Origin of the sequence: Streptomyces thermoviolaceus (assembly GCF_045209695.1) — a bacterium.
Lineage (GTDB): Bacteria > Actinomycetota > Actinomycetes > Streptomycetales > Streptomycetaceae > Streptomyces > Streptomyces thermoviolaceus.
Map to the genome: position 1 here is coordinate 52,025 of NZ_CP109280.1, position 26,292 is coordinate 78,316.

The following is a 26,292-nucleotide window of genomic DNA, read 5'->3' on the forward strand; positions in this document are numbered from 1 at the left end:
GCAGCCGGCCGCCGCCTACGCGTGAGCGCTCTCACGCTGTTGCGTCCGCTCAGGGGCACGCGTTCGACCGGCCTCGAGGGATTCGCCGAGCGTGGTGAGGGACACCCCGAGCAGGACCAAATCCTTCAGCAGGAACTGGCCGGGCTTCGCGGAGAGCACGGGGAAGCCGTGGGTGTCCGCTCTGGACAGGCGCGGCCAACGCGGGTGAAGGGCGAGGAGGACCGCCGCCACGATCTCCGTCGTGCCGAGAGCTGCCGCGAGCGCGTCGAGACTGAGGAAGTCGCACAGCCAGCTCATCAGCGGACTGTGCTGGATGAGTACACGGCTCTCCATCGTCACGAAGTGTGCCGGCCGGCGACCGGCAGGGCCGGCAGAGGCCGCCCGGTGGCCGCCTGTCCGTTCAGCGGCAGTCACGCCGGACGATCAGGTCGGCCAGGTCTGTCAGGGTGCCGGCGACGAGGTCGGGCTGCGGGCCGACGGGGCTGAGCACAGCGCCGGGGCGTCGCAGGAACGCCGCCTTGCAGCCGGCGTGCAGGGCGCCTGTCACGTCCCAGGAGTGGGCGGCGATCAACCGCACGTCTCCGGGGTGGACGTCGAACGCGGCGGCGACGGCGAGGTAGGGCTCGGGCGCGGGCTTGAGCCGGCGGACGGCGTCGGCCGACATCACCTTCGCGAACAGGTCCCGGACGCCGGCGTTGCGCAGTTGCTGTTCCGCCACGTCCTGGACGGAGTTGGTCAGGGCCACCAGATGCAGGTCGGTGGCGGCCAGCCTCCCGAGGGCCTCGGGCACGTCGGGGTGGGGTGGCAGCGACGTCATCAGCGCGACGGTGGCGTCGATCTGCTGCTCGCTCAACGAGACGCCTTGACGCTCGGCGATCATCTGCAGCGCGGCTCGCTGGGCCGTGGTGAAGTCGACGTAGAAGCCGGTGATGCCGCCGACGAAGGACAGTTGCAGCACCTGGGCGAACCACGGCCCTCTGGGGGCCGCGCTGCCGAAGAGGTCTTCGAACGCCGTGTCCAGTGCTTTCAGGTCCAGCAGGGTCTCATTGACGTCAAAGGCCAGTACGCGGGTCATGACGGGCGGTTCCTTCGGCCGGTGGGTCGGGTCAGGACGAGGTTTCGTGCCGGAACAGGTGCGTGGCGTGGGTCACGGCGCCGCCGGCCCGGATCGCTGCGGCCACCAGCGCGGCTTCCGCGAGCTGGGCGTCGTCTGCGCCTGCGTCGCGTGCGGCCTTGGTGTGCAGTTCGATGCAGTACGGGCACTGGGTCGTCAGCGCCACCGCGTCCGCGATCAGCTGCTTCTGCTGGGCGGTCAGGGCTCCGTCGGTGAAGACGGCCTTGTCGAACGCCTGGAAGGCCTGCATGGCTTCCGGCGCGTGCTTGCCGAGGTCCTCGAGGTGGCGCAGGTTCTTCATGTCGAACATGGCGATGTGCCTCCTGCGGAGAGCGTGACGGGTGCGGGTGGGGCACGTGCTGTCGCCAGGGCCCGGAGATGAGTCCCGCGGGTCGTGCGGCGGCGGGCCAGGGGGGCGTGGCACGGCCCGCGGGACGTGTGCGGGGCGGGGTCAGGCGGGGTCGGCGACGTCCCAGATCCGTCCCGTGGCGTCTCCGGCGAGCCGGTGGACCAGCGCGCGGGCGGAGTGTTCGGGTGTGATCAGTGTGCCCTCGGTGTGGTGGCGGACGAAGCGCTGGTGGGTGGCCTCGTCCAGCCGGCCCTCGCCTTCGCGGCGGATCAACTCCTGCATCGCCGTGTCCACCGAGCCCGGGCGGTAGACGTTGACGGTGACTCCCGTGCCGTCGAGTTCGGCGGCGAGGTTGACGGTGTGGGCCTCGAGAGCGGCCTTGGTGGCGGCGTAGGCGCTGCCGCCGATCATGGTCGTCGGGCGGGCGACGATGCCGCTGGACACGTTGACGATCCGTCCCCACCCTGCCTTGGTCATCCGGGGCGCGAGCGCGCCGGCCAGCGCGGCGGGTGTGATCACGTTGAGCCGGAAGGCGGTGGTCCAGGCGTCGGCGTCCATGCCGGTGACCGGTCCGAGCGGTTCGACGGTGGCGGCGTTGTTGATCAGAACGTCGACCGGTCCGAGCCCGGCGACCGCGCGTTCGGCCACAGGGGTCGCCGACGCCGGGTCGGTGAGATCGGCGGGGACCGCGAGGGCGGTGCCGCCGCGCTTCTCCACCAGTGCGGCGGTCTCGGCGAGCGCGTCCTCGCTGCGGGCCACCAGCGCGACCCGCGCGCCCTCGTCCGCGAGGGCGAGGGCGATGGCCCGTCCGATGCCCCGGCCCGCACCCGTCACCAGGGCGACCTTGCTGTTCAGAAACATGTGTCCTCTCCGATCGAGCGAGGGTTCGCCGCACGCGCGTCACGCGCGGCCTGAAGCCGGAACCAGGTCAGTGCAGTGCCTCGGTGAGGGCCGCGAGGATCTCGGCGGGTTCGGTGCGGGTGGTGTAGTTCGGGTGGACGTCGATCCAGCGCAGGACGCCCGAGGCGTCGACGATCGCCACGGTCGGCATGACGATGTCGTACGTGCCGTCGGCGTTCACCTCGGCCAGGTCCAGTCCGAGGGAGGCCTGCACCTGCCGGGCCTGGTCGCTGGGACGGGTGAGGATGCCGAGCGCCCGGCCGATCCGGTTGCCGGGGTCGGACAGCACCGTGTACTCGAGGTCGTTGGTCTCCGCCATGGTCAGCGACCCGTCGGGCTTCTGCGGGCTGACCGCGATCAGTGCGACACCGTGGCGGTCCAGTTCGGGCTTCAGCTCCCGCTGGTAGGTGCGCAGGGCGACGTTGCAGTAGGGGCACCAGGCACCGCGGTAGAACACCACGACCGCCGGCCGGCCGTCGCGTGCCTGCTTCAGGGTGGTGGGTTCACCGTGGGCGTCGAGCAGCGACGCGTCGGGCATCGCGGTGCCGGGCTCCGCGACATCGGCCGGAATGCCGGCGGCGTCCAGTTCGGCCTGCTCGGCGCTGAACGCCTCCAGGGCCTCGGCCGGTGCCTGTGCGGCCATGCCTTCGGCGAGCGTGGTGACCTGGTCGGCAATGGGGGTGGTGCTCATCCTTGCGTCCTCTCCTCAAGGGCCGGCGCACGACGAGTGCGGGGCGGACGGCGGCCGCACCCTTGATTTTGGAGCGCCCACTCTAGTCCGCGGAATTAGAGTGTCAACTCCAGAAAGGCTCCGGCTCTGTTAGCGTGATCGAGTGATGAGCAGCAGCACCGAGGAACGTCGCCTGACCGCCCGCGGGCGTGCGACACGCGACCGCATCGTGGCGGCGGCGGCCACGTTGATGTACGAGCGCGGCGTGGCGGGCACCAGCACGGAGGACATCCTCAAGGCCGCCCGGGTGACCAGCCCGTCGCAGCTGTACCACTACTTCGCCGACAAGCGGGCGCTGGTGCAGGCCGTCGTCCGCCACCAGACCGAGCGGGTGCTCGACTTCCAGCGGCCGCTGCTGAGCCGGCTGGACAGCATCGAGGCACTGCAGGCCTGGCGCGATGCGGTCGTCCAGGCACAGCACGCCCGCGACTGCCGGGGAGGCTGTCCGATGGGCTCCTTGGCCGCCGAACTGTCCGACCACGATCCCGAGGCCCGCGCCCAGCTCGTCGCCGGCTACGCCCAGTGGGAGAGCGCCATCCGCGACGGCCTGCGCGCCATGCAACAGCGGGGCGAGCTGGACGCGGAGGCCGACACCGACCGGCTCGCCCTCGCCCTGCTGACCGCGCTGCAGGGCGGCCTGCTCATGACCCAGACCCACCAGGACACCACCGCCCTGGAGGCCGCCCTGGACACGATGATCGAGACCATCCGGGGTTACGCGACCCGTTAGAGCCGGGCCGGCGGGCGGGCTCACGCGGGTCCGACAACGACCGGCGCGGTGCTTTGGGTGCCTGAGAGTTCTCGAGGTGCCTGAGAGCAGAAAGCCTGCCGGTCAGGCCGAGGGCGTCGCCTGCTGCCGTCGCCGCGCCCGCTCAGCGGGAGCAGGGACTCCAGGTAAGCGCCTTTGACCACGGCGCCCAGCAGGTCGCGGTGCGCGGCGACGGTGTCCTGGCGGTGTGCCGGGCCCAGCGCGTCCTTCGTGAACGCGCGGCCGTGGTTACGAACACCGCACGTCGGCGCCGTGTTCGGGACGGGCGGTGCCGACGGACTTGTGCATGTCCTGCGAGGACACGCTCCGGTGCGGCGCGTACTTCTTGCACTGGACGACCAGCTTACGACCGTCGGCCAGACAGCCGGTGACATCCGCGCCCAGGTCACCGCGTCTGCCGGTGACAAGGACGTCCGTGCACCCGTCCCGACGGCACAGCCGACGACGACGTCGACGAGAAGGAGCACCAAGCCATCGCACCTGGCCGAACAGTACGTGGTGGCTCGGTGACCGTTTCGGAGCCCTTTCTGTCTCCACGTCGTACGCGCTCCGCGCCGCGATGACCGCACCAGCGCTCACACCGTCGAATGCCGACTCGTCCCACCCTGACGGCCCGAGCCGCCCCGGACGACGATCGGCCCGCCGAGCACATCGCCGCGCCGGCCGACAGGGCGCGCCATTCCTCCAGGCCGTACCATCGGCCGATGCGACAGCAGACAGAAGCCGACGATCGTTCGACGCCTGCACCACCGAACTGCGACGTCTGCAGCCCGCGCAGCAGTGGCGATGGTGGAAGAGGTTGGTGCCGCTGTGCCGCGGGAGTTCACCGCTGACAATCACCAGGTCTTCGTGGAGATGGTCGCCAGGCCGCTGGCCGGTGGATTCCCGCCTCGCCGGCCGCTGAGGCAACTCCCGGCCGAGCGCTGCCCGGAACACGCATCCACGCTGTCACCCCGGTCGGACCGCCACAGCGCTGGGTCGACCTCTTCCACGACAGTCTCGAATCGGCGGCCTGCGACCCCCGGACGGAACGGCACAGCTCGCTCGCGGACATGTCGCCCGCCAGGTGGCGCGGGCCATTGAGGCCGGCAGGCCGGGCCGGGTCCGGGAGCACATGACGTTGCTCCCGGACACACCGCTTGACGGCGCGGCAGGTGTGCCGTCTCTGTACCGTCTGCGGGCACCGTCCGGGTGTCCCGCGCGGCGCCGCCCGTCCTGCCGATGCAGCGACATCACTTGATGCCGGTCGTGGTCACACCCTCCACGATCTGCCGCTGGAAGATCAGGAACACCGCGATCAGCGGGAGGAACCCGAGGACCGAGGACGCCATCACCTCGGCGTACTGGATGTTGGTGTTGCTGAGCAGGGAGGCCAGACCCACCGGAACGGTCTGGGACTTGGTCTGGCTGAGCACGAGCAGCGGCCAGAGGAAGGAGTTCCAGGTGGTGATGAACGTCAGGATGGCGACCGTGGACAGGGCGGGACGGCACAGGGGCATGCAGACCCTGGCGTAGATCCGCCACCAGCCCGCTCCGTCGATGCGGGCCGCCTCGATCAGGGCGACGGGGATGCCGGCGAAGAACGACCGGAAGACGAACACCGAGATCGGCGCGGCGATGGACGGCAGAACCAGGGCCCAGAAGGTGCCGAGCAGGTGCAGCGAGCGGTACTCGATGAACTGCGGCAGCACCAGGGCTTCGCTGGGCAGCATCAGCCCGGCCGCGACCAGGGCCAGTACGACGTTCCGGCCGCGGAAGCGCAGGAACGCCAGGGCGAAGCCGGCCATGGAGCAGAAGGCCACGGTGAAGATCACCGCGAGGACCGAGATGACCAGGCTGTTGAGGTACCAGGTGCCGATCGGATACGTGTCCCAGGCGTAGGAGTAGGCGTGCAGGGACCATCCGCCGGCGAACGGTGAGGTCGGTTTCTGGGTGATCGACGCGTCCGAGCGCAGGGAGGTGGCGATCGCCCAGAAGAAGGGCACCAGCCATATCAGGGCGAACAGGGTCAGGCACACGGCGCACAGGCGGTTGAAGAGCGTGGCGCCGTGGGTCGGCGGCGCGTTTTTCGCCGTGGCCGGCCGCGGCTGGGTGATGGTGGTCATGATTCCTCCGCTCAGGCCGCGGTGCGGGTCGCACGGCGGTGGCGCAGCCCGTACCAGGCCGCCGAGATCACGACGATGACGACGAAATAGACCAGGGTGGCGGCGGCACCGTAGCCGCCCCGGTACGAGGTGAAGCCGGTGTCGTAGATGTACTCGATGACCGGGCGGGTGGACTGGTCGGGGCCGCCGCCCAGCAGCAGGTAGATCTGGTCGAAGACCTTCAGCGAGGCGAGGATCTGCAGGATCAGCACCAGGCTGGTGGTCCGGCCCAGCATCGGCACCGTGATGTGACGGATCTGCTGCCAGGGACTCGCGCCGTCGATGGCCGCCGCCTCGTACACGTCGGACGGCACGTCCTGGATCGCGGCGGTGTAGAGGACGAAGTTGAAACCGAAGGTCCACCACAGGGTCATCAGCGTCACGGCCGTCCAGCCGCCGGAGGTGGAGCCGATGAAGTCGGGCACCGGCAGTCCGACCGCGTCGAAGATCTTGGGGATGAGGCCGATCTGCGGGGTGTACATCCACAGGAAGATCAGCGCGACGATGGAGGACGGCACCACGTAGGGGGCGAAGAACGCCAGGCGGTAGAAGACGCGGCCGCGGCGCACGCGGGAGGCGAGGATGGCGGCGGCCATGGTCAGGATCACCAGCGGGGGTGTGGTCAGCAGGGTGAAGAGCACCGAGTGCCACATGGCGTCCCAGAACTGGGGATCGCCGATCACCTCGGAGTAGTTGGACAGGCCGACGAACTCGCCCAGGCCGTCCTTGACGGTGGTGGTGTTGAAGAAGCTGAGCACCACGCCCACGAGGAGTGGGCCGATCAAGAACACGAGGTGGATCACGAAGAAGGGTGCGGTGAGCAGTGCACCGGCCCGGCGTTCGGAGCGGTGCGGCCGGCCGGCCGGGTGTGTCCCGGTGTGTGCCGTGGGTGCCGGTCGCGTCGCGGCGACGGTCGTCATGGGTGACTGCCTCCTACTTCATCGTGACCGGCGGTCGGGCCGTGGTGAACCGCTCGAGATCGGCGCGCAGGGCCGACACCGTGCCCCGGGGGGTGATCCGCCCGGCGAGGGCCTCGATGATCGTTCCGCCCACGACGTTCTGGAAGTCCGATCCGGCGCCGGTGTACCAGGCCTCCGGGTCGTACTGGGCGTCGAACGCGGCCTGCACGTAGTGGCGCTGGGGAGAGAGGTCGAGGAAGGCCTTGCTGCGCTGGGTGGGCAGCCAGGCGGGGATGTGTCCGCCCTCGGCCCACACGGCGCTGTTGTCGAGCAGGCCCTTGATGAACAGTGCCGCGTCGCGGGTGCGGGTGTCCGAGCGTGCCGTGTTGCGCGGGACGACCAGGGCGTGCGAGTCGGCGTAGGCCACCGGTTCCGGGCCCAGCAGCGCCGGGAACGGCACGACGTCGAAGCGCAGGCCCTTGACCTGCCGGTACGACGGTATCTGCCATTCGCCGTCGAACAGGAAGCCGGCCTTGCCGGTGCTGAACAGGGCGTTGGCACCGGAACCGTTGAGGTTGCCCGGCATCAGTCCGCCGCCGGTGAGGCGCTGCAGGAAGGCGACGGTCTCCTGGACCGCCTCGTCGTCGAGGGCGATCGTGGTGCCGGAGTCGGTGACGACCGGGCCGGCGAGACCGGAGTAGATCATGCTGAAGCAGCGCCATGCCGTCGACGGGTCGGCGGTGATCGACATCACTGCCCCGTACTGGGCTCCGCCCGCGGTCTTCATGGCCCTGACCGCGGCGACGAAGTCGTCGGCGCCCTGGAGCCGGACGAGGCTGCCGCCGGAGTCGAGCAGCCCCGCCCTGCGGGCCAGGTCGACGTTGTAGTAGAGGACGAAGGGGTGGGTGTCCAGGGGGACCGCGTACACGGTCCCGTCGACCGTGGCCTTGCGCCAGGCCGCGGGGGTGAACTTGTCGGCGGTGACACCCAGTTCGCTCAGCCCGGTCCGTTCGATGGGCTCGAGCAGGCCGGACGCGGCCAGCAGCGGGAGCCGTGACAGGTGCGCGACGCCGACGTCCGGCGGCGTCCCGCTCGCGGTGGCCAGGGCGAGTTTCGTGTAGTACGGGTTGCCCCAGCCGAGGACGGTGGCCTCCACGGACGTGCCCGGGTGGTCCTTCCGGAACCGGTCCTCCATCGCCACCATGTTGGCGCCGTCTCCGCCGGTGAACAGGTTCCAGAAGATGACGTCCGCGGTGTTGGGCTGGGAGCCGGTCAGGCCGGATGCGAGCGGGGAGGAACATGCCACGAGCCCCCCGGTCAGGGCAAGCCCGCCGCCGAGGGCGAGGAGCCGCCGGCGCGCCATCGCTCCACTCATGAAAGTGTGCACCTCGTTGTGTCGGAAGTGGCGTCGATGGCGCAGACCCTGGCACACACCTTTACATCGATGCAATAGATCGCCCGCAAGAAGTCAGGTCTCGGATGCGCATCGAAAACGACACTGCGGGGCTACCTGGCCGACCACCACGGTTCTCCGTCCGGACCGCTCTTGCATCGATGTAAACGATCACCCATGATGTCAGCACTTCGACCGTGGCACGCCGACGCCGGGTTCGCCGGGCGGCATAAGGAGGATCTGTGGAGTTGAGCCAGCAGGACGGGACGTATCCGAGGCCGATCCTGCAGCGGGAGCAGTGGCACAGCCTCGACGGCGTCTGGGAGTTCGGCTACGACGACACCGACGAGGGCGAGGGCGCCGAGTGGTTCGCCGAGGGGGTGACGGGCGCCTTCGACCGGGAGATCACCGTTCCGTACCCGCCCGAGTCCCCCGCCTCCGGCATCGGCGAGACCGCACCGCACCCGGTGGTCTGGTACCGCCGCCGCATACCCCACGACGTCCTCGCGGCCGGCGACGGCCGGCGGACGCTCGTGCACTTCGGTGCCGTCGACCACCGGGCGAAGGTGTGGCTGGACGGCCGGCTGGTGGCCGAACACGTCGGCGGCCAGACCCCGTTCACCGCGGATGTCACCCATGCTCTGCGGTCCGGTGCCGACGAGCACCTGCTCGTGGTGCGGGCCGAGGACCAGCCGGCCGACCTGGCACAGCCGCGCGGCAAGCAGGACTGGCAGGACCGGCCGCACGAGGTCTGGTACGAGCGGACCACCGGCATCTGGCAGACGGTGTGGGTGGAGACGGTGCCCGCCCAGCACGTCACCGACCTGGCCTGGATCCCCGATCCGGCACGCGGTGTGGAGGCCGAGGTCACCCTGGCCCGGGTGCCGGACGCCCCGCTGCGGGTGGAGATCGAGCTGAGCCTGGACGGGAAGGTGCTGGCCGAGAGCACCACCACCGTGCGCACTCCGCGCAGCCGGATCGACCTCGTGATCCCCGCTCTGCGCAACGGCATCGACCGTGAGCAGCTGCTGTGGAGCCCGGAGCGGCCGACCCTGCTGGACGCCCGGGTGACGGTGCGCGACGCCGTCACCTCCGCGGTGGTCGACACGGTGGACAGCTACGTGGGTCTGCGCAGCGCGGGTGTCGGCCGCGGTGCCTTCCTCCTCAACGGCCGCCCCTACTACGTCCGTTCGGTGCTCAACCAGGGCTACCGTCCCGACACCCTGATCGCCAACTCGGGCACGCAGGAGCTGCGCCGCGAGGTGGAGCTGATCAAGGCGATGGGTTTCAACGCCGTCCGCGTCCACCAGAAGGCGGAGGATCCGCGTTTCCTGTACTGGGCGGACCGGCTGGGTCTGCTGGTGTGGGGCGAGACCGGGGCCGCGTACGAGTTCGGCACCGAGGCCGTGGAGCTGCTCACCCGTGAGTGGCTTGAGCTGGTGCGCCGGGACCGCAGCCACCCGTCGGTCGTCACCTGGGTGCCGATCAACGAGAGCTGGGGTGCCTCGGACATCCCCCGCGACTCCGCGCAGCGGCACTACTCCCTCGCCCTGGCGAACCTGACCCGGGCGCTGGACCCGACCCGGCCGGTGATGTCCAACGAGGGCTGGGAGCACACCGACAGCGACATTCTCGGCGTGCACGACTACTCCTCCGACCCGGCCGTGCTCACGGCCCGCTACGGCGACGCCGCCGCGGTCGGCCGGCTGCTCGACGGTCCCGGTCCGCAGGGACGTGTGCTGTCGGTGGGCGAGACGCAGAAGCAGCGGTACGCCGCCGGCGACGTCCCGTTGATGATCACCGAGTTCGGCGGTCTGTCGGTGAACGCCGACGACGACGCCTTCACCTACACCCGGACCGACTCCGCGGCGCAGTACGCGGATCTGCTGGGCGAGCTGTTCGGTGCGCTGCACGCCAGCCCGGTCGTGGCCGGCTTCTGCTACACGCAGTTCATGGACACCGCGCAGGAGACCAACGGCCTGCTGTCCGCGGACGGTTCGCCGAAACTGCCGCTGGAGACCGTCCGCCGCATCGTCACCGGCGCGCAGCCGGCCCACGAGGAGAAGGAGTCCGGGTCCGCCTCCTGACCGCCACGCAGCCTCGCGTCCGGATCGTGCCCGGGAGCCCGGCGCGATCCGGACGCGAGGCTCTAAGATCCCACCGGAGCGGAAGGAAGTGGAGCGTGGCGACCAGGCCCAGGATCAAGGACGTCGCGGAGTACGCCGGCGTCTCCCCCAAGACGGTCTCCAACGTGATCAACAACTTCGAGCATGTCTCGGAGCACACGCGGGCCGCGGTCCGGGAGGCCATAGAAGCCCTGGGGTACCGGGTCAACCTGGCGGGCCGGCAACTGCGTCAGGGGCGCACCGGCATGATCACGCTGGCGGTCCCGGAACTGGACGTCGCGTACTTCTCGGAACTGGCCAAGCATGTCATGGCGGCGGCCGACCGGCGCGGCCGCACCGTTCTGCTGCACCAGACCGGTGCCGTGCGGGAGCGCGAGCTGTCCGCTCTGCACGGGTTCGACGCCCAGTTCACCGACGGGATCATCCTCAGTCCGCTGTCGCTCACGCCGCGCGACCTGGCCACGCGGGACGCCCGGCTGCCGCTCGTGCTCCTCGGAGAACGTCAGGCACCGGGGGCGGTGGACCATGTCGGCATCGACAACGTCGCCGCCGCCCGTGAGGCCACCGAGCACCTGCTCGCCCGCGGGCGGCGCACCATCGCCGTGATCGGCGGTGCCCTGCGGGGGCGGCAGGGCACCGACAGGCTGCGTACCCGCGGCTACCAGTCGGCGCTGCGCGCCGCCCACGTCCCGTTCCGGCAGGACCTGGTCGTTCCCGTGGAGCACTACCACTGGCAGGACGGCGCCCGGGCCGCGGCGGCCCTGCTGGCCCGGCAGCCACGGCCGGACGCCCTGCTGTGTCTGAACGACCATCTCGCCCTCGGTGCTCTGCGCGCCCTGCACGAGGCCGGACTGCGTGCCCCGGACGATCTCGACGTCGTCGGCTTCGACGACATCGAGGCGGCACGTTTCAGCGTGCCCAGCCTCACCACGATCGCTCCCGACAAGGAGGCCATCGCGGACGTCGCGGTGTCCCTGCTGCTGGACCGGATCGACAATCCGGGCACCAAGGAACCCTCCGACCACATCGTCGACCACCGGTTGACCGTGCGGGAGAGCACCGGGGGAGGCGTCTGACGGGCCCCGTGGGCACGGTCCACCGGCGTTTCCACCGCACCTCGAACCGGTGGAGGCACGCCCCTGAGCCGCGACCGGGGTGCCGGCCGGGCCCCGGCCTCCGGCATCGGCGGTACCTCCCTCCCCCGGATCAGGCAGGCCCCGCCCGACCTGGTTCCAGGGCGATCACCGAGACCGCTCCGGGGTGAGCACAGGCGCACTGGCCGGTCGGCGCCGACCACCGAGGATCGCGGCCGGTGTCGCGCTCCGATCGGACACTCGCTCACCGGTATGCCGACTGCCACTCCGACGCCGTAGCGGATTCACCCGACCGGGCGTCACCGGCGGGCCGCAGGGGCCCGGTCGCGTGAACGCTGGGGGTTCCGTGGACCCTACCCGGAGCGAGGCCGACATGACGGAACCTGCGATACATGCCCGACGGATGCGCGGCAGCGTGCGGCGTGCAGCGGCGGCGGGGAGCGCGGCGGCCGCCCTGTGCGCCCTGACCACGGCGCCGGTGGCAGCGGACAGCGCCCCCGGTGCCGCCGCTTCCGGTGCCCCGACCGTCGTGCTGGTGCACGGGGCCTTCGCCGACGGCTCCAGCTGGAACGGTGTGATCGAGCGGTTGGAGAGCCGTGGCTACAGGGTGATGGCGCCGGCCAATCCGCTGCGCGGCCTGTACAGCGACGCCGCGTACATCGCCTCCGTCCTGAAGACGGTCGAGGGCCCGATCGTGCTGGTCGGGCATTCCTACGGCGGTGCGGTGATCAGCACCGCGGCGGCCGGGAACGAGCAGGTGAAGGCCTTGGTGTACATCACCGCGCTGATGCCCGACGTCGGGGAGAGCGCCATGTCGCTGTCCGCCCGCTTCCCCAGCGACCTGGGCACCGCCACGACCTCCGTGCCCTACCGGACCACCACCGGCAGCGGCACCGACGTCTACCTCAAGCGGGACAAGGTGCACCCGGTGTTCGCCAACTGCCTGTCAAAGGAGCAGGCGGACCTGCTGGGCGTCACCCAGCGCCCGGCCGCCACGGCGGCGCTCGGCGAGACGGCCAAGGTCGCGGCGTGGAAGGAGATCCCGTCCTGGGCCCTGGTGGGACGGCAGGACAGGACCATCAGTCCCGAACAGGAACGCTTCCAGGCCCGCCGGGCCCACTCCCGCACCGAGGAGATCGACTCCTGCCACACGGCCCTCATCGCCCGGCCCGACGCCGTGGCCGACCTCGTCCTCGAGGCGGCGGACACGGTCCGGGGCGGCGGATCGGTGCCGGAGCTGGCGAGCAGCGGAACCGGGCTCCCGAAGGCGCGGACCGTCGCGCTCGGTGCGCTGGCAGCCGGTCTGCTCGCCTCCGGTGCGACGGTGCTCGCCGTCCTCGGCCGACGGGCCAGGCCCTTCGGGCGCTGACCGGGGAGCCGTACGGCAGGGTGCCGCTGACCGACTGCGTGCCCGTGTGACCGCCCCGGGACGTTGCCGGACAGCAGCCGGCCTCGGGACGCGTCGGCGAACCGCTGACGCGTCCCGAGGCCGGGCCCGGTGGGTGGACGTCCCGTCAGAAGTCGTACGGCTTGCGCGTGCTCCAGTTCAGCACGTCGGCGTGGTCCCAGCTGAACTCCTGCTGGTCGCCCTTGACGACGACGGAGTAGTAGGGGCCGACGCGGCCGTCCGTGCCGCGCAGCGCGAAGGCGAGCGCCCGCGCCGAGTGGCTCGCATTGCCGTAGTTGTAGAGGTTCACCGCGCTGTAGACGGTGTCTCCCGGCTGGAGCGGCATGTGTGTGTCGCCGCCCGGGGCGTCCTTCTTCGCGTGCGGCAGGGGGACGTTGTCGACGTTCCAGTCGAGGACCACGGCCGGGTACGAGGTGACCCAGCACGGATCGGTTCCCTGGTTCACCGCGGTGAGCAGCAGGTGGTCGCCCTGCTGTCCGGCGAACCGGTGGACGGCGGTGACCAGCAGCTCGTCCCCCCGGCACGGCTGCACGCCGGTCGTGGAGGCGACCGCTTCGACCTCGTCCTTCCCGCCCGGGACGTTCGCCGGTCGGGCGTTCGTGCCGGAGGCGGACCGGCTGTGGGCGCCGCCGCTGTCGTGGTCGCCGCCCGCCGCAGCTGCGGTGTTGTCAAAGCCGCCGCAGGCGGTCAGACCCAGCGCCAGAGCGGCGGTGACGGCGGCCAGAGCCGCGGCGCGGACGGTGCGACGGACGTGATGGGTGGTCATGAATACGTTCCCCCTGGTCGATCCGGGCGCGGCGGATCCCCCTCGTCGACGGGACGGCCGGCCTCGGCTGTGGTGCGGTGCACCTCTGTGTGACTCTTGCACCCGTGGAGATGCCGCCGGTGCGGGCGTCGGTTCGCTCGGTTGTGTCCGGATTCCGTAACAAGGCCGTCCGGGACGATACCGGGGTGCGAAACGCTGCGTCGGAGCGTGCGGCGCGTGCCTCGCGCACGCTGGACGGCGGAGCCGCTGCGGGAGAGCGCCCACCGGGAGATCGCCGCGATCCACCTCGCGGAGGGCGACACCGCGCAGGCGTTGCGGCATTTCAGCGCCTACCGGCGTCGGCTCCACCGGGAGCTCGGGCTGTCCCCGTCCCCGGGGTTCCGCCGTCTGCTCGCGTCCCCGGAGTTCCGCCGTCTGCTCGCCCCCTGTCCGGGGCATCGGGCCGTCGGCGGAGTGTGACGCCCGGCTACCGGGCGGGCAGCGGGTCCGGCTGCGTGCCCTGGCCCGCCGGGGCCGTGGCGTCCAGTTCCGCCAGGTCGGGCGGCATCGCTCCGGTCCGGCCGACCGTCACCGCGGCCGCCCGGGCGGCGCGGTCCACGATGCGGGTGAGCGCGTCGGCGGACAGTGCGGCCAGGGCGGGCCGCCGGTCGCCGCCGAGGCACTGTTCCCGGGCCAGGGAGTCCAGCAGGGCCGACATGAAGGAGTCGCCGGCGCCGACGGTGTCGACCACGTCGGCGGGCGCCGCGGGTCGGGTGACCGTGGCGGCCCGTCCGGCGGCGTACGAGCCGTGGGCGCCGCGGGTGACGACGACGAGCGAGGCGCCGAGGTCCAGCCATGCGGCCGCGACGTCCTCGACGGGGCGCTCGCCGTAGAGCGCGCGCAGGTCCTCGTCGCTCGCCTTGACGACGTCCGACAGGGCGACGAGCTGTTCGGTCCGCGCACGGGCGGTGCGGGGATCGCCCATCAGGGCGGGCCGGCAGTTCGGGTCGAAGGAGATGGTCGCCCGGCCGCGGTCCCGCTCCGTTACGAGCAGCGCGCGGACCTCGGAGGCGCCCGGTTCCAGCGCCGCCGCGATCGAGCCGGTGTGCACGGCCGCCGTGTCACGGGGAAGCGGGCCGTGGGCGGGCAGGTCCCAGTCGATGCGGAAGTCGTACCTGGCAGCGCCCTCGGCGTCGAGCGTGACCGTGGCCAGGCTGGTGGCGAGGCCGGGCTCCGGCGGAGCGAGGAGGTCGACACCGGCCCGGTGAAGGTGGTCGCGGACCAGCGCGCCGAACGTGTCGTCCCCGATGCGGGTGAGCAGCGAGGTGGGCCGGCCCAGCCGGGCCAGCCCGTACGCCACGTTCAGAGGACTGCCGCCGGGGTGGGCGACGTGGATCCGCCGGTCGGCGCCGGCGACGAGGTCGACCAGCGCCTCCCCCACGACGACGATCCGCCGGGACGGCACGGTGCCGGGGGCGTTCACCTGGCGGCTCCCACCGAGGCCGGTTCGCTGTCCTCGACGGCCGCCGGGGACGTGCCGCCCCGCAGCAGGGACTGCTCGATCTCCTCCAGGCTGCGGCCCTTGGTCTCCGGCAGCAGCGACCGGACGAAGAGGAAGGCGAGCGCCGTCGTCACCGCGAAGAACAGGAAGTTCAGGCCCGCGCCGACGGCCTGCAGCAGCGACGGGAACAGGAGCGCCACGATCATGTTGAACAACCAGTTGAACACCACGCACAGGCTGACCGCGGCGGCCCGGATGCGCAGCGGGAACAGCTCGGGCAGCATCACCCACTGCACGGGGCCCCAGGAGACCGCGAACGAGGCGATGTACAGGCCGATGCCGAGCAGGGTGAGGGTGGACAGCAAGGCGCCGTAGCCGAGGCCCGCGAGGTTGGTGACGGCGAGCAGCACCATGGCGGCGCACATGCCGAGCGCGCCCCACAGCAGCAGCGGCTTGCGTCCGGAGCGGTCGATGAGCCGCATGGCGGGCAGCGTCATCAGCATGTTCAGCGCGCCGACCCCCATGGTCGCCATGATGGCGCCGCTGTCGCCGAAGCCGATGTCGGACAGGAGGGTGGGGGCGTAGTAGATGATCGTGTTGATGCCGACGAAGTTCTGGAAGAAGACCAGCAGCATCCCCACCAGGAAGACGCGGCGCAGTCCGGGCGACAGCAGGTGGGACAGGGTGAGGGACTCGTTGAGGGCGCGTTCGCCGCGCACGGTCTCCTCGATCTCCGCGAGTTCGGCGTCGGCGGCCGACGCGTCGCCCCGCAGGTTGGTCAGCACGCGGCGTGCCTCGTCGCTGCGTCCCTTGCCGACGAGCCAGCGGGGGCTCTCCGGCTGGACGGTGATGCCGATCGCGAGGACCGCGGCGGGAATCACGCCGAGGCCGATCATCCAGCGCCAGGCGCCGGAGTCGTGCAGCAGGTAGTCGGCGACGTAGGCGAGGAAGATGCCGACGGTGACCAGCAGCTGCATCAGGGAGGCCAGCCCGCCGCGGATGCGCTTGGGCGCCAGCTCGGTGAGGTACAGCGGTACGACGACCGAGGCGATGCCGACGCCGACACCCAGGACGAAGCGGAAGACGATCAGCATCCATGCCTGGGTGGCCAGGGCCGCGGCGAGGGTGCCGAGGATGAACGTGCCGGACGCCGCGAGGATCAGCTTGCGGCGGCCCCAGGCGTCGGAGAGCTTGCCGGACAGGCCGGCGCCGAGCATGGCACCGACCAGCAGTCCGCTGACCACCATGCCTTCGAGGAGGGGGGTGAGTTCGATGTCCTTGCGGATGAAGAGCATGGCACCGGAGATCACGCCGGTGTCGTAGCCCCAGAGGATGCCGCCGAGGGCGCCGAACACCCAGATCATGGCGTTCTTCAGGCGGGTGTTCACCGTGCTTCCTCCCCTCAGGACCGGGCCGGCGCGATCTGGATCTTGCGGCCCTTGCCGGCCCGGAAGGCGGCCACGGCGTCGTCGAACGCGTCGAGCGGGAAGACGTCGCTGACCAGCGGGTCGAGGTCGAGGCCGGAGGAGAGCAGATCGATGGCGGGCTGGAAGCTGTTGTGCACCGCCATGGAGCCGATGATGTCGATCTCGCGGTTGTAGACGCGGAACGGGGAGAACGTCGCGGTGGCGGCGGCGTCGGTGACCCCGAACTGCAGGAACGTTCCGCCCTTGCGGACGCGGCCCAGGCCGTCCTCGATGGCGGCGATCACACCGGTGGCGTCGATGACGACCTCGAAGCCCTGCGGCCGGCCGAGCTCCTCGGCCCGGGGCGCGACCGCGTCGGCGCCGAAGGACGCGGCGAAGGCGAGCCGGTCCTCGTTCGGGTCGACCATGGAGACGGACGCGGCGCCCGCCTGGCGCACGACGGCGGCCATCATCAGGCCCATCGTGCCGGCGCCGTAGATCAGGTAGTGCGAGCCGGGGCGGCGCGGCAGCCTGTTCAGGCCGTGCACCGCGCAGGACAGGGGCTCCACCAGGGCGGCGGCCGCCGGGGACAGCGAGTCGGGCAGCACGTAGCAACAGCGTGCGGGCACCGCGACCAGTTCGGCGAAGCCGCCGTCCTGGGTGACCCCGATCGCGCTGTAGTCGTCGCAGAGGTTGCCGCGGCCGATCCGGCAGTAGTCGCACGTGCCGCACGGCATGTTCGGGTCGACGGCCACCCGGGTGCCGGCCTCGAGTCCGGTGACCCCCTCCCCCACGGCGACGATCTCGCCGGCCAGCTCGTGGCCCGGCACACCGGGATACCGTGCCGACGGCAGTTCGCCGGCGAGGATGTGCATGTCGGTACCGCACAGGCCGCACGAGGTCACCCTGACGACCACCTCGCCGGGTCCCGCTTGCGGGTCGGGGAGGTCGGTCAGGACCGCACTGCCGGGCGCCGTGACAACGACTGCGCGCATCGGGTGTTACTCACTTCCTTGTGGGTTTGGGCAGGAGCGGGAGACAGGGACGCGCACGAGCAGCGTGCGCACAAGCGTGAGGACTCACGCGTCCCTCGGCTCGTCTCCCCTCCGGCCGAGACCGATGCCCGTTCGGGCTTGTCACTCGATTGAACACGCCCGTTCACCTGCTGGCCAGCCTGAGCAAGACCTTGATCATGACCGTTTGCGTGAGCCGAGGGACTGACATTTACGCAGGTCAGAGGCTTGTGTTGCCCTGTTCCGGGCGCAGGGGTGCCCGCATCCGGGCCCGAGCGGGCCTCCTTCGTGCCCGTTTGGTCCGTGCCCGTTCGGGCGTGTGCTGTGAGGTCCGCAACACCGGACAGGTTGTCGCCGGAGGGGTGGCATGGTCCGCCGGTGCCGCTGCCGGGTGTGCCGGTGGCGCGGCGAGCAGCCGGGAGCGGTGGATGCCGGGCTGCCGGGCGGTCCGGGGTCGTCCCCACGGGGGACGACAGGGGTTGGGGAGACGACGATGGCGCGCCTCGGCATCGTGTCGGGTCAGGGGCGGGTGCCGGGACGCGCCACCCGGAAGGAGCGATCGCGGGCGGGTGCCGCTGCGCGACGACACGAAGACACGGACGAGGTTCTGTCGTCCTGCGGGCGCACCGCCCGTCGGCTGCGGATGCGCGCGCCCGCAGCACTCGTACGTGTCCCGCAGCACTCGTACGTGTCCCGCAGTACTCACACGTGTCCCGCCGTACTCACACGTGTCCCGCCGTACTCATACGTGTGCGGCCGTGTCGAGCACGGCGGATTCAGGCGCGGCGGTAGCTGTCGACCGGGCCGCCCCAGCCGCCGGAGGGTCCGTCGAACTCGATGGCGAGCTTCGATGCGTCGTCGTTCAGCTTCACGTGCCCCAGGCCGCGGTTGCCGTCCTGGCCGCCCTCGCAGGTGTAGGTGATGGTCGCGGTCTCCTTGCCGTCCTTCGTCTCCGGCTTCAGGGTGCCGGTGCACGACAGCTTCGTGCCCTCGGCGGTCACCGTGCCGTCCTGGACGACGAGCGTGTCCAGCGAGGTGTCGCTGGGAGAGGCGGTGCTCTTCCAGGTGCCGGCGGCTCGCTCGACGAGCGTGCCCTGAGCCGGAGCCGTGCGGGCCGGCTTGTCGGCCACCTGTGTCGCGGAGCCTTTCGAGCCGTCCGCGGCCTTGTCGTCCGCCTTCTCGCTGCCGCACCCGGCGGCCAGCATCACCGCGGCGAGCGTCGCGACCGCCGTCCATCGCGCTGTGCGCACAACACCACCCGTTCCTGTAGCTGCGTCGTGTTACGCCGGTAACCTAACAGGTGACGGACGGTGAGCTGCCCGCTTCCGTTCCGACGTCGGTGACGGCCACGGCCGCCGGGGCCGAGGTGCCCGGCGGCCGTGGTGCCGTTGCGGACGTCGCGCCGGTCAGGCGGAGGCCGGCGACGGCTGTTGGGCCGTGGCGGACGACTTCTTGATCCGGGCGATGCCGAACCCGGTGAAGCCGCAGATGATCGCGAACACCGCGCCGAGGTAGTTGAGGAACGCGTACGGGGCGTAGGCCAGCGTCGCCACCCCGAGCGTCGTCGACATATACATGCCTGCCTCGGTCCACGGCACCAGCGGCACGAAGACCGTGCCGGAGTCCTCCAGGGTCCGCGAGAGGTTCTTGGCGGCGAGGCCGCGCTCCCGATAGACCTCCTTGAACGCCTGGCCGGGGATCAGGATCGCCAGGTAGGACACGCCCATGGCCAGCGCGGTGCCCAGCGAGGAGATCGAGGTGGCCAGGATGATCCCTCCGGTGCGGCGCACCCGGCGCAGCAGGTGGTGCATCAGCACGTCCATGCAGCCGGCCTCGGTGAGGATGCCCGCGAGCGCGAAACCGACCAGACCGATGAGGATGGTCTGCGCCATGGAGGTCATGCCGCCGCGGTTGAGCAGCACCTGGGCCGCCTCGGGCAGCTGCGCGGGGTCGACACCGTGCCCGGCCAGCATCGTCACGTCGAAGCCGGTCGCGGCGGCGTCGCTGACGTCGTGGATCGTGAAGCCCTGGAAGACCATGCCGAGGACGGCCGCGACCACCGAGGAGAGCACGATCGTCGGCACCGGGGGCTTCTTCATGATCGCGCCCGCCAGCACGACCACGGGTGGCAGCAGGAGCAGGACGTTGAAGTCGAAGGCGTGGTCGAGCACGGTCCTCAGGGCGTCCGAGCGAGCGGCGGCGTGCGCGTCGGTGTCCTGGGCCAGACCGAGGACGAGATACACGGCCGCCGAGACGACGGCTGCCGGGACCGTCGTGTAGAGGAGGTGGCGGATGTGCTCGAAGAGTGTCGATCCCGCCACCGCCGGCGCGAGGTTGGTGGTGTCGGACAGCGGGGACATCTTGTCGCCGAAGTAGGCGCCGCTGACGACCGCTCCCGCGGTCATCGGCAGTGAGGCCCCGAGTCCTCCGGCGACGCCCATGAGCGCGACACCGACGGTACCGACCGAGCCCCACGAGGTGCCGGTCATGGTGGAGACCACCATGGTGATCAGGAACGCCACCAGGATGATCCAGGACGGCTGGATGACCCGCAGGCCGAAGTCCACGATCATCGGGATGGTGCCGCACAGCGTCCAGGTGCCGATCAGCATGCCGATGGCGACGAGGATGAGCAGCGCCGGCATCGCCGAGTCGATCTTCTCCCGGATGGCCCGGAGCATCTCGTCCCAGGTCACACCCAGCCAGCGGGCGATGATCCCGGCACACGTACCGGCGGCGATCAGCAGGACGACCGGGTTGAGCCGGAGCCAGATCGAGCCGGGTATGACGAGCCCCAGCATGATCACCACTGGCAGGGCCGCCTGGAAGAGCGTCGGCGTGCGGCGTGGACGGTGTGGCGGCGCCTCGGCGGCGCCCATGGCGGGTGTTGCGGACATGAGGGGGTACTCCTCGGGGCCGGGCACACGGGCCTACGGGGGACGACAGCGCGGGGAAGGGGGGCGCGCTGAACGGACGAGGGAGGGGGGAACGGCGGCGCCGGACGTGCGGCACCGCGACACACAAGGCGCCGGCCGGGACGGGTCAGGCGTCGGCGGTACCGGCCATGGTGGTGATCATCTGCCGAAGGACGCGCTGGAGGTGACGCTCCATCAGTTCTGCGGCGTGGTCGGCCTTGCCGTCGGCGACGGCATCGGCCAGCTCCTCGTGGTCGGCACCCGAGGCAGCGGTGTACGCGGGGGACACCTGGTGCCGACTGCGCACCACGATGATCTGTTGCTGCACCCGCCGTACCTGTTCGGCGATGCGGGGGCTGCGTGCGGCCTCGAGCAGGGCGCCGTGGAAGTCGAGATCGCTGCGGTGGACCTGCTTGCGGCCCGTGGCGAGGGTTGTCCTCGCCCGTTCGCAGGCGCGGCGCAGTGCGGTGATGTCCTTGCGGGTGCGCCGTTCGGCGGCCAGGCGTGCGGCCGCGGTCTCCAGGGCGGAACGCAGCTCGAAGAGCGCCGTGACCTCGTCCTGATCGGCCTCGAACACGACGGCGCCCTTGTTGGGGCGGTGCACCAGGAGGCCCTCGCTGACGAGATACCGGATCGCCTCGCGCAGGGGTCCCCTGCTGATGTCCAGCTCACGGGCGATCGCGACCTCGTTGATGCGGGTGCCGGGGGCGATCTGGCCGCTGAGGATGCGTTCGCGGAGGGTTTCGGCGATCGGGACGGCAAGGCCGCGCGGGAGCGTGTCGGGCAAGGGTGCCTCCCGTCCTGTCGAGCCGACCGCCTCAGGCCGGCGAGCTGATGTCCGGTGTCGACGACCGCACGAAGTGTCGACAGATGACAGTCGACAGGGCGGATCCCGGATCTGTCAATACCTTGCCGGCTGTCGACGCCAGGCCGGGCGAAGTGATAACTGTTGACAGTTCGAGCCGCCCGGCCGGGATCCGGCCGAAGAGATGGGAGCACACTGTGCACGAGGTCGTGGCAGAGGTCTGGCGCGGAGATTTCCTGGAGTCCCTGCACCACGGAACGGTGTACGCGGCCCGCCCGGGCGGCGAGACCGTGCTCAGCATCGGCGACGTGGACCGCCCGATGTATCCGCGGTCGTCCAACAAGCCGATACAGGCACTCGGCATGCTGCGAGCCGGACTCGATCTGGACGGCGAGCTGCTCGCACTGGCGTGCGCGAGCCACTCCGGCGAGAGCTTCCACCTCGACGGTGTGCGCCGCATCCTCGAGGGTGCCGGACTCACCACGGAGGCGCTCCGCTGCACGGCCGCCCTGCCCATCGGTGAGGACGCGCTGCGCTCCTACCTCGCCGACGGCGGTGTTCCGACCCCGCTGACGATGAACTGCTCGGGCAAGCATGCCGCGATGCTCGCCACCTGCGTCGTCAACGGCTGGGACACCGAGACGTATCTGGATCCGGAGCACCCGCTGCAGCGCTCGCTGCGGGCGACGCTGGAGGATCTGGCCGGCGAGAAGGTCGCCTCGACCGGTGTGGACGGCTGCGGTGCGCCGCTGTTCGCCGTCTCCTGCCGTGGTCTGGCGAAGGCGTTCGCCACGCTCGCGACCGGTGAGGCCGGTTCGCTGGAGCACCGGGTCGCCCGCGCGATGAACAGCCACCCCGAGTACGTGGGCGGTACCGGGCGGGATGTGACCCGGCTCATGCGCGCCCTGCCCGGGTCGGTGGCCAAGGACGGTGCGGAGGGTGTGTACGCGGTGGCGCTCCCCGACGGGTCGGCCGCCGTGCTGAAGATCGCCGATGGTTCCCAGCGTGCGCGCCCGGTCGTGATGATGGCCGCGCTGCGGCGGCTGGGCATCGACACGAAGGCCGACGAGACGCTGGACAGCATGTCCACGGCTCCGGTGCTGGGCCACGGCAAGCCGGTCGGCGCCGTGCGCCCCGCGGGTCGTCTGCGGTGACACCTGCCCGTCGGTGCCGCTCCGTCTCCCCGCCGAGGGTGCCCGGTGTCGGATGCCCGATCCGGCACCGGGCGGGCCGGCCGGCCGAGGCCTGCACGGGACGCCACCTGCCGCTGTACCGTTCAGTGCCGCCCCGGCCGCCGCTGCCTCAGCCGAGGCGGACGGGTGGCAGGGTGAGCGCCGTATGGGCCGGCCGCCCCTGGTCGGAGGGGAGGCTGCTGAGGGAGCGCAGTCTGCTGTTGCGGCGCTCCAGGTCCTGGCGGGTGACCGGGAAGAGGGCGGCATCGCCCTTGCCGACCAGCGCCTGGTTCTGGGTCACGAAGTCACGGGTGTCGCGCTCGTAGGCCGCGAAGCCCTTGACGTGGTCCCCCTCGGCCAGGGACGCCGCGAGCATGTAGGCGCCGACGAGCGCGATGCTGGTGCCCTGGCCGGTGAGGAACGACGGTGCGCAGGCGGCGTCGCCCACCAGGGCGACCCTGCCGCTGGACCAGCGGGGCAGGTGGATCTGGCCGACGGTGTCGAAGAACGCGTCGTCGGAATCGCGCAGGGCGGCCAGCATGCCGGGTACCTCCCATCCGGCGTCGGCGAAGACACCCTCGAACAGCTTCTGTCCGGCTTTCCGGTCGTCCAGGACGTCGGTCGGCGGCTCCGGCCGCGCGAAGACCAAAAAGGCGTGCAGCTCCTCGCTGTTCTCGACGGCGCAGAGGACCGCGGCCCTGCCCGGGCTGTTCCATATGACGTTCTCGCCGGACAGCCCGAGCGTGTTGCGCATGCCGAACACGGCGAAGCAGTAGCCGAGGTAGCGGTGGTACTGCTTCTCGGGGCCGAACAGGAACCGCCGGGTGCGCGAATGCACGCCGTCCGCCCCAAACACCAGGTCGTACGTGCGGGTGGCACCGCTGCGGAACGTGACGTCGACTCCGTCGCCGGACTGCTCCAGTGTCTCGACGGAGTCGTGGAACACGATCTCCACATCGTCGCGGACCGCCTCGTACAGGATGCGGGTCAGATCCCCGCGTGCGATCTCCACGTCCCGCCCCGCGACGCTGCCGGTGACCGTGTGCGCGGGGACCGAGGCGACCTCGCTGCCGTCCGCGTCGAGGAAGATGTTCCGGCGTATGCCGACCTGTGCCTCCCGCACCTGCGGCAGGATCCCCATCCTGTCCACGACGTCCAGGGCGGTGCCGCGCACATCGATGGGGTACCCGCTGGCGCGGAGTCCGGCCGCCTTCTCCACCACTGTGACGGCATGTCCGCAGCGGTTCAGCCAGTACGCCAGGGTGAGGCCGGCGATACCGGCTCCGGACACCAGAACACTGCGACCCGCTGCGGCACGGCTGCCGGACGGCTGATCAGAACGGTTCACGTCTCGACTCCTCGGTCTCGGTGGGGTGATGGGCAGGGCCGGCGCCGTGACGACGCCGGGCAGAAGGAAGAAGGTGGTAGTGGCTTCGGCTCCGGATCCGTGTCCGTCGTCGCCGAAGCATGTGGCTGCATGGCCGGTGAGGCCGTACGCCGTTCGATGACCACCCGTCCCATGGTTCGGGCGACCGGTGCCATGGCAAGGCGGCGCGCTGAAGACGTCCGGTGACGCGGTGAAGAAGCGGTACGGCGTCGGCACGGGTGCGGCGTGCGACGCGCTGTACCGGACACCCGGATCGGCAGCCGGCTGCGCCGGCCGGTGCCTCGCGGTGGGGCTGCGGGCGCTGACGGTCTTCTCGGCGCGGGCCGGTGACCGGTCGGGTCCGGGTATCACCCGGAGATGTCGTCGTCCACCACCATGTCCGGTCTCCTTGACGCTTGGATGACAGTGGCGGCGATTGTAGCAGACGCCCGGGGCGTCGCGGCCGACGCAGCCGGGTGTGCGGGCCGCGGTGCATCTTTCCGGCAGCAGCCGCTACTGAGCGGATCGCGGCCCCGCGTGAGAAGCCGTATCCGCCCCGGGTCAGCCCCACGACGGGCCGGCTGGAGGAGTGGATGTCGCCGGACGACCTCGGTGCGACCACGCACCGTCATCTCTCCCCGCGTGTGGGTCTCTTCCCCGGCGACCGGATCCGGCCCGACGGCTCCCCCCCCGCAGGAGATCAGCGACGGGGCCACGGCGCTGCTCACCGCCGGCGGCATGGACGGCCACGGCTGGGCGAACGCCTGGCGCGCCCTGTGCTGGGCCCGGCCGAGGAACGCCGACAAGGCCCACCGGCTCGTCGTGAACAATCCGCGGCCCTCCACCGGAGGGAGCAACGGCACGGCCTTCGATCTGTTCGACATCTACCGGACCGAGCCCGTCCGGGGCCCTTTCCGGATCGACGCCGCCTTCGGCGCCCCGGCGGCGGTGATCGAGGTGCTGCTGTACGCCCGGCCGGGTCACGTCGAGCTGCTGCCCGCCCTGCCCGACGCCTGGGCCGCCTCCGGCGCGCCCACGGGCGCTCCCGTCCGCGGCGGCTTCGCCGTGGACCTGCGTTGGCGGGACGACAGACCCTCACCGGTGCGCCTGCACAGCACAGGTGGCCGAACGACGACGGTGACGTACGGCGGTCTGTCCCGCAAGGTGGTTCTGGAACCCGGCGCGTCCGTCACGTTGAAGGAGTTCACGCGATGAGGGCTGGAACGATGAGATGGGCGGGTCTGCTGGCCGCCGCGCTGACGGCCACCGCGGTGCATGTCGCCGTCCCCGACCGGGCGGCCGCGGCGCCTTCCCGGCACGAGGTGGTCACCTGGGCGGCGAGCGCCGACCGCCTCGGCGACGGCACACCCGATCTGGCGTACCGCCTGGTGGTGCACACCAGCGCCGCCGGAAACGACCTGCGGATCCGGCTGTCCAACGCCTTCGGCGACCGGCCGGTGACCTTCGACAGCGTCTGGGCCGGAGTGCGGAAGACGGGGGCCGAACTGCGCCCCGGCAGCAACCGACGGCTGACCTTCGGCGGGCGGACATCCGTCACCGTGCCGGCCGGACGGACCGTGTTCAGCGATCCGCTGCCCGGGCGGCTGCCCGCCGCCACCGACCTGGTGGTCAGCCTGCACAGCCCGGACGCGGCCGGTCCCGCGACCGGCCACACCATGGCCCTGCAGACGTCCTACCTCGCCCAGGGCGACCACACCGCCGAGGAGAGCGCGGCCTCCTGGACGCGGACCACCAGCTCGTGGTTCTACCTGGACGCCGTCGTGGTGCGCACCGATGCCCGCACCGGCGCGGTGGCCGCGCTCGGCGACTCCATCACGGACGGCTGGGCGTCCACCGCCGACGCCAACCGCCGCTGGCCCGACCATCTCGCCCGACGGCTCCAGCAGGCCCGTACCGCCGTCAAGGGCGTGGCGAACGAGGGGATCTCCGGCAACAAGGTGCTGGCGGACGGCGCGGGTCAGAGCGCGCTGAACCGGCTCGACCGGGACGTGCTGTCCCTGCCGGGTGTGCGGACGGTGTTCCTCTTCGAGGGCGTCAACGACATCAAGGCCCACACCGGAGTGACGGCCGCCGACATGATCGCCGGGTACCGGGAGATCGTCGCGCGGGCGCACGCCGCCGGGAAGTGTGTCGTCGGCGCCACCGTGGCGCCGTTCAAGGGCTGGTCCGACTGGGACGAGGCGGCCGAGGAGGTACGGCAGCAGGTCAACGACTTCATCCGGGACAGCGGGGAGTTCGACGCGGTGGTCGACTTCGACCGCGTGCTGCGCAGCCCCGACGACCCGGCGCGCATGCTGCCGTCCTTCGACAGCGGCGACCATCTGCACCCCGGGGACAAGGGTATGCAGGCGATGGCGGACGCGGTGGACCTGACGGCGCTGGACTGCGCCGGCGGCCCGCGCACCGCCGCCGGCTGAGTCTC

At 71.3% G+C, this 26,292-nt stretch carries 24 protein-coding genes and 1 pseudogene; 8 read left to right on the forward strand and 17 right to left on the reverse strand.

Annotated features, from left to right (window positions below):
• Window positions 1-15: 15 nt before the first annotated feature.
• From OG899_RS00265 to OG899_RS00285, 5 genes are all read right to left on the reverse strand, one after another.
• Window positions 16-333: a hypothetical protein gene (locus OG899_RS00265; protein WP_221886887.1), complete on the reverse strand. Its 318-nt coding sequence runs from the start codon at window positions 331-333 to the stop codon at window positions 16-18.
• Window positions 334-400: 67 nt separating this feature from the next.
• On the reverse strand, window positions 401-1,075 hold the full coding sequence (locus OG899_RS00270) for a haloacid dehalogenase type II (protein WP_189343402.1): 675 nt from the start codon (window positions 1,073-1,075) through the stop codon (window positions 401-403).
• Between the two features lie 31 nt (window positions 1,076-1,106).
• On the reverse strand, window positions 1,107-1,424 hold the full coding sequence (locus OG899_RS00275; RefSeq protein ID WP_189343403.1) for a carboxymuconolactone decarboxylase family protein: 318 nt from the start codon (window positions 1,422-1,424) through the stop codon (window positions 1,107-1,109).
• 141 nt (window positions 1,425-1,565) lie between these two features.
• Window positions 1,566-2,324, reverse strand: coding sequence for an SDR family NAD(P)-dependent oxidoreductase (locus OG899_RS00280; protein ID WP_125497227.1), 759 nt, complete (start codon window positions 2,322-2,324; stop codon window positions 1,566-1,568).
• A gap of 67 nt (window positions 2,325-2,391) precedes the next feature.
• A complete protein-coding gene (locus OG899_RS00285) occupies window positions 2,392-3,054 on the reverse strand; it encodes a peroxiredoxin-like family protein (protein ID WP_125497228.1) in 663 nt (220 codons plus the stop codon).
• A 145-nt stretch (window positions 3,055-3,199) separates the two neighbouring features.
• On the opposite strand from OG899_RS00285, the gene OG899_RS00290 reads away from it, so the two are divergent.
• Window positions 3,200-3,823: a TetR/AcrR family transcriptional regulator gene (locus OG899_RS00290; protein ID WP_125497229.1), complete on the forward strand. Its 624-nt coding sequence runs from the start codon at window positions 3,200-3,202 to the stop codon at window positions 3,821-3,823.
• Window positions 3,824-4,090: 267 nt separating this feature from the next.
• Here OG899_RS00290 and OG899_RS00295 read toward each other — a convergent pair whose 3' ends face one another.
• From OG899_RS00295 to OG899_RS00310, 4 genes are all read right to left on the reverse strand, one after another.
• Window positions 4,091-4,798 carry a restriction endonuclease gene (locus tag OG899_RS00295; RefSeq protein WP_373296668.1) on the reverse strand — a complete coding sequence of 236 codons (708 nt, stop codon included), beginning with the start codon at window positions 4,796-4,798 and terminating at the stop codon, window positions 4,091-4,093.
• A gap of 296 nt (window positions 4,799-5,094) precedes the next feature.
• Window positions 5,095-5,967, reverse strand: coding sequence for a carbohydrate ABC transporter permease (locus tag OG899_RS00300; protein WP_125497230.1), 873 nt, complete (start codon window positions 5,965-5,967; stop codon window positions 5,095-5,097).
• 11 nt (window positions 5,968-5,978) lie between these two features.
• Complete coding sequence (locus OG899_RS00305) at window positions 5,979-6,926, reverse strand: carbohydrate ABC transporter permease (RefSeq protein ID WP_168132151.1); 948 nt, start codon at window positions 6,924-6,926, stop codon at window positions 5,979-5,981.
• A 13-nt stretch (window positions 6,927-6,939) separates the two neighbouring features.
• The gene (locus OG899_RS00310) at window positions 6,940-8,280 is read right to left on the reverse strand and encodes an extracellular solute-binding protein (protein ID WP_229814293.1); all 1,341 of its coding nucleotides are present in this window, start codon (window positions 8,278-8,280) and stop codon (window positions 6,940-6,942) included.
• A 260-nt stretch (window positions 8,281-8,540) separates the two neighbouring features.
• On the opposite strand from OG899_RS00310, the gene OG899_RS00315 reads away from it, so the two are divergent.
• From OG899_RS00315 to OG899_RS00325, 3 genes are all read left to right on the forward strand, one after another.
• On the forward strand, window positions 8,541-10,385 hold the full coding sequence (locus OG899_RS00315) for a glycoside hydrolase family 2 protein (RefSeq protein WP_125497232.1): 1,845 nt from the start codon (window positions 8,541-8,543) through the stop codon (window positions 10,383-10,385).
• A gap of 95 nt (window positions 10,386-10,480) precedes the next feature.
• Window positions 10,481-11,500 carry a LacI family DNA-binding transcriptional regulator gene (locus OG899_RS00320; protein ID WP_125497233.1) on the forward strand — a complete coding sequence of 340 codons (1,020 nt, stop codon included), beginning with the start codon at window positions 10,481-10,483 and terminating at the stop codon, window positions 11,498-11,500.
• A gap of 433 nt (window positions 11,501-11,933) precedes the next feature.
• Window positions 11,934-12,887 carry an alpha/beta fold hydrolase gene (locus OG899_RS00325; RefSeq protein ID WP_229814294.1) on the forward strand — a complete coding sequence of 318 codons (954 nt, stop codon included), beginning with the start codon at window positions 11,934-11,936 and terminating at the stop codon, window positions 12,885-12,887.
• A 145-nt stretch (window positions 12,888-13,032) separates the two neighbouring features.
• On the opposite strand, the gene OG899_RS00330 is transcribed toward OG899_RS00325, so the two are convergent.
• Window positions 13,033-13,692, reverse strand: coding sequence for a DUF4232 domain-containing protein (locus OG899_RS00330; RefSeq protein ID WP_125497235.1), 660 nt, complete (start codon window positions 13,690-13,692; stop codon window positions 13,033-13,035).
• A gap of 216 nt (window positions 13,693-13,908) precedes the next feature.
• Between OG899_RS00330 and OG899_RS00335 the strand changes: the two genes are divergently transcribed.
• Complete coding sequence (locus OG899_RS00335; RefSeq protein ID WP_229814425.1) at window positions 13,909-14,151, forward strand: bacterial transcriptional activator domain-containing protein; 243 nt, start codon at window positions 13,909-13,911, stop codon at window positions 14,149-14,151.
• A 7-nt stretch (window positions 14,152-14,158) separates the two neighbouring features.
• Here the strand turns inward: OG899_RS00335 and OG899_RS00340 are convergent, their stop codons facing one another.
• The 6 genes from OG899_RS00340 to OG899_RS00365 all read right to left on the reverse strand — a co-directional run bounded on the left by OG899_RS00340 (window position 14,159) and on the right by OG899_RS00365 (window position 21,293).
• The gene (locus OG899_RS00340) at window positions 14,159-15,154 is read right to left on the reverse strand and encodes a carbohydrate kinase (RefSeq protein ID WP_229814298.1); all 996 of its coding nucleotides are present in this window, start codon (window positions 15,152-15,154) and stop codon (window positions 14,159-14,161) included.
• The gene (locus tag OG899_RS00345) at window positions 15,151-16,560 is read right to left on the reverse strand and encodes a sugar porter family MFS transporter (protein ID WP_125497237.1); all 1,410 of its coding nucleotides are present in this window, start codon (window positions 16,558-16,560) and stop codon (window positions 15,151-15,153) included. Before OG899_RS00345 ends, OG899_RS00340 begins: the two co-directional genes overlap by 4 nt.
• Window positions 16,561-16,574: 14 nt before the next feature.
• On the reverse strand, window positions 16,575-17,573 hold the full coding sequence (locus tag OG899_RS00350) for a zinc-dependent alcohol dehydrogenase family protein (RefSeq protein ID WP_125497238.1): 999 nt from the start codon (window positions 17,571-17,573) through the stop codon (window positions 16,575-16,577).
• A gap of 794 nt (window positions 17,574-18,367) precedes the next feature.
• Window positions 18,368-18,841, reverse strand: coding sequence for a hypothetical protein (locus OG899_RS00355; protein WP_125497239.1), 474 nt, complete (start codon window positions 18,839-18,841; stop codon window positions 18,368-18,370).
• 156 nt (window positions 18,842-18,997) lie between these two features.
• On the reverse strand, window positions 18,998-20,488 hold the full coding sequence (nhaC, locus tag OG899_RS00360) for a Na+/H+ antiporter NhaC (protein WP_229814300.1): 1,491 nt from the start codon (window positions 20,486-20,488) through the stop codon (window positions 18,998-19,000).
• 145 nt (window positions 20,489-20,633) lie between these two features.
• Window positions 20,634-21,293 carry a GntR family transcriptional regulator gene (locus tag OG899_RS00365; RefSeq protein ID WP_125497240.1) on the reverse strand — a complete coding sequence of 220 codons (660 nt, stop codon included), beginning with the start codon at window positions 21,291-21,293 and terminating at the stop codon, window positions 20,634-20,636.
• 227 nt (window positions 21,294-21,520) lie between these two features.
• Between OG899_RS00365 and OG899_RS00370 the strand changes: the two genes are divergently transcribed.
• Complete coding sequence (locus OG899_RS00370; RefSeq protein WP_229814302.1) at window positions 21,521-22,465, forward strand: asparaginase; 945 nt, start codon at window positions 21,521-21,523, stop codon at window positions 22,463-22,465.
• A gap of 148 nt (window positions 22,466-22,613) precedes the next feature.
• Here OG899_RS00370 and OG899_RS00375 read toward each other — a convergent pair whose 3' ends face one another.
• A complete protein-coding gene (locus tag OG899_RS00375; RefSeq protein WP_168132149.1) occupies window positions 22,614-23,831 on the reverse strand; it encodes an FAD-dependent monooxygenase in 1,218 nt (405 codons plus the stop codon).
• Between the two features lie 563 nt (window positions 23,832-24,394).
• Here OG899_RS00375 and OG899_RS00380 point away from each other — a divergent pair.
• Window positions 24,395-25,064 (forward strand): annotated as a pseudogene (locus OG899_RS00380) (glycosyl hydrolase family 95 catalytic domain-containing protein); the annotation flags it as partial.
• A complete protein-coding gene (locus OG899_RS00385) occupies window positions 25,061-26,287 on the forward strand; it encodes an SGNH/GDSL hydrolase family protein (protein ID WP_125497248.1) in 1,227 nt (408 codons plus the stop codon). The pseudogene OG899_RS00380 and the gene OG899_RS00385, both read left to right, overlap by 4 nt.
• Window positions 26,288-26,292 lie beyond the last annotated feature (5 nt).